Source organism: Streptomyces sp. NPDC054956, from assembly GCF_053609185.1.
This window is the reverse complement of record NZ_JBSGXB010000533.1, coordinates 1-2876: the sequence shown is the minus strand read 5'-3', so window position 1 is coordinate 2876 and position 2876 is coordinate 1. Positions and strand designations below refer to the sequence as shown.

The window sequence follows — 2876 nt, the reverse complement described above, 5'->3', positions numbered from 1 at the left end:
ACTGCACGTGGTTGGCGGCGCGGCCCCCGGTCTCGCGGTGGGCGAGGGCGAACACCTCGGCGGGACCGGTCACGTCGAGGAGATCGACGTCCGGGAAGACCACGATGACGATACGGCGGCTGCTGGGCATGACCCCATCGTTCCCTCCGCCCCCGGCGTCCGCAATGACGGCCTTCTGTCACATCCGGACACGCGTCCTAGGAGGTGGCGTACCGGGCCAGGAAGAGGTCCACGCCCGAGGTGACGATGCGGGTGAGCTCCGCCGGGTCGGTCTCGGCGTCCGGCGCGAAGGTGTGGACCAGCTGCGGAACGCCCACGGTCGCGGCGACGAGCTGCTGAACGGCGAGCACGGGATCGGGGACGTCGAGCTTCCCGCTGCGGTCGAGCGCGGTGACGGCCTCGGTGAGGGGGCCGTTGTTCATGTCGTACGTGACCCGGTACCAGAGCTGCCCGAGCTGCGGGAACCGGTCGATCTCCCCGATGACCAGACGGCGCAGCGACATGATGTCGGGGCGCAGCAGCAGCGTGGCCCAGTCCCGGGTGAGGCCGATCAGGGCGCCGCGCAGGTCCTCGGCCTCGGCGATGGTGGAGCTGCAGGGTTCGAGGCCGGCGTACGTGCGCCTCAGGATCCCGCCGATGACGGCGAGGAACAGCCTCTCCTTGTTGCCGAAGTGCTTGTAGATCGTGGCCTTGGAGACCCCGGAGCGGCTGGTGATCGCGTCCATGGAGGCGGCGGAGTAGCCCTCGGCGAGGAACTCGGCGGCGGCCGCGTCGATGATCGCCTGCCGCTTGCGCTGGGCGGCGTCGGAGGGGCCGGGGATGACCGGGATGCCGTACTCGTCCGTGGCGTTCGCCGTCTCGGCTTCCATGGGGTGTCCTTCACGTCTGCGCTGTGGTGGTGCGTGGGGGTGGGGCTTGCGGTTCCAGTATATGAACTGAACGGTTCGGTACGTACCCGTGACCTGGGCCGGAGGCCTGGACCCGCGGCCTGGACCCGCGGCCTGGACCCGGGGCCTGGGCCCGGGGCCCGCGCCGCCCGGTCACTCGGCGACGTGACCCATCAGGCCCCGCTCGTAGTCGCTCCGGGCCTGGCGCAGCTCGGCGGCCGTGTTCATGACGAACGGCCCGCTGCGGGCGACCGGCTCCCCGATCGGTTCCCCGGCCAGCACCAGTACCTCGGCCGCCCCGTCGGGGGCTTCGACGGTGAACCGCTCCGCTTCGTCGCCGAGGATCGCGAGGTGGCCGTCGGGCAGGGCTGCGTCGGCGGTGGCCGCGTCCCCGGACAGGACGTAGAGCATGACGTTGTGTCCGGCCGGGGCGGAGAACTCGGCGCGGCCGCCGGCGGCGAGGCGGGCGTGCGCCACGAGGACGGGGGTGTGGGTCCCGAAGGGGCCGGTCGCCCCGTGGGTGGTGCCGGCGATCACGGTGACCGAGGCGCCCTCGCCGGTGTCGACCGTGGGGATGTCGGCGGGGGAGCCGTACTGGACCCGTGGCGGCGTCGCCTTGAGGCGGGCCGGCAGGTTGACCCAGATCTGGAGCAGGTGCTGATGGCCGCCGTCGGCGAACAGGGAGGGGGTGGGGCGGGCGAGGTGGACCACCCCGGATCCGGCGGTGAGCCACTGCACCTCCCCGGGGTTCATGACGCGCTTGTGCCCCTCGGAGTCGAGGTCCTCCATGGCGCCGTCGATGACGTACTGGATGGTCTCGAAGCCCCGGTGGGGGTGGGCGGGGGCGCCCTTGGCCTCGCCGGGGCCCAGGAAGTGCGGACCGACCTGGTCGACCATCAGGAAGGGGTCGACCAGCGGGAGTCCGGGCTGCGGGAACGGTCGGCGCACGGGGAAGCCGTCGCCTTCGAAGGTGTGGAAGGGGCTGACGACGCGGACGGTGGAGCGCAGGTTCGTTGTGATGTCCATGAGTAGCAATGAACTACACGATTCAGTTCACTGTCAATACTGAACCGTTCCGTTGACAGACTGAACTAAGCGGTTTAGTTTTGATCCATGGAAGATCGGCCATCGATCAGCGAATGGAAAGGGGCCACCATGACCGCCGCACCGGCCACCGTCACCGCGACCTACCTCGGCACCGCCACGGTCCTCCTGCGGATCGGCGAGCTGACCGTCCTCACCGACCCCGCCCTGGACCAGGCGGCCGGGGACTATCCCGCCGAGCGCCCGCTGCGCCGTACCGCCGGGGCCGCCCTCGCGGCCGGCGACCTGCCGCCCGTCGACCTGGTCCTGCTCTCGCACGACCAGCACGCCGACAACCTCGACCGCACGGGCCGGGAGGTCCTCGCGGGCGCCGGAGCGGTCCTCACCACCCCCGAGGCGGCCGGACGGCTGGGCGCCGACGTGGTCGGGCTGGACCCGTGGGAGACCCGGGAGATCACCGTCGGCGCCACCACGGTGCGGGTCACCGCGACCCCCGCACGGCACGGACCGGCCGGCACGGAGCGAGCCACCGGAACCGTCACCGGGTTCGTCGTGGAGTACGAGGGCGGCACCCTCTACCTGTCGGGCGACACGGTCCGCCACGAAGCGCTCGAGGAGATCGGGGCGCGCTTCGACATCGGCACGGCCTTCCTCCACCTCGGCGACGCGCACTTCCCCAGCACCGGGGACCTGTCGTTCTCCCTCAGCGCCGCCGAAGGCGCCGAACTGGCCCGCTCGCTCGGTGCCCGGACCGTGGTTCCGCTGCACTTCGAGTCCTGGGAACACTTCACCGAGGACCCGGCCCGCATCGCCGAGGCCTTCGCCGCACCCGATCTGGCGGGCCGGCTGCGCCGTCTGGCTCCGGGCATCGCCGAAGAGCTCTGAACGGCCGTGTTTGTCCATATGCCGCGCGTGCGGGCGCGCATCGCCGCCGCGGGCGAAGGC

At 71.7% G+C, this 2876-nt stretch carries 3 protein-coding genes and 1 pseudogene; 1 reads left to right on the top strand and 3 read right to left on the bottom strand.

The genetic code is table 11. The annotated features are described in order from the left end of the window. The 3 genes and pseudogenes from ACWGDE_RS37870 to ACWGDE_RS37860 form a co-directional block, all read right to left on the bottom strand. Positions 1-130, bottom strand: a pseudogene (locus tag ACWGDE_RS37870) (AraC family transcriptional regulator); the annotation flags it as partial. 67 nt (positions 131-197) lie between these two features. Then, entirely contained in the window at positions 198-869 is a 672-nt protein-coding gene (locus tag ACWGDE_RS37865; protein ID WP_453393626.1) for a TetR/AcrR family transcriptional regulator, read from the bottom strand. Between the two features lie 171 nt (positions 870-1040). Continuing rightward, positions 1041-1913 carry a pirin family protein gene (locus ACWGDE_RS37860; RefSeq protein ID WP_453393625.1) on the bottom strand — a complete coding sequence of 291 codons (873 nt, stop codon included), beginning with the start codon at positions 1911-1913 and terminating at the stop codon, positions 1041-1043. Between the two features lie 129 nt (positions 1914-2042). On the opposite strand from ACWGDE_RS37860, the gene ACWGDE_RS37855 reads away from it, so the two are divergent. Continuing rightward, positions 2043-2816, top strand: coding sequence for an MBL fold metallo-hydrolase (locus ACWGDE_RS37855; RefSeq protein ID WP_453393624.1), 774 nt, complete (start codon positions 2043-2045; stop codon positions 2814-2816). The last annotated feature ends 60 nt before the right edge of the window (positions 2817-2876 follow it).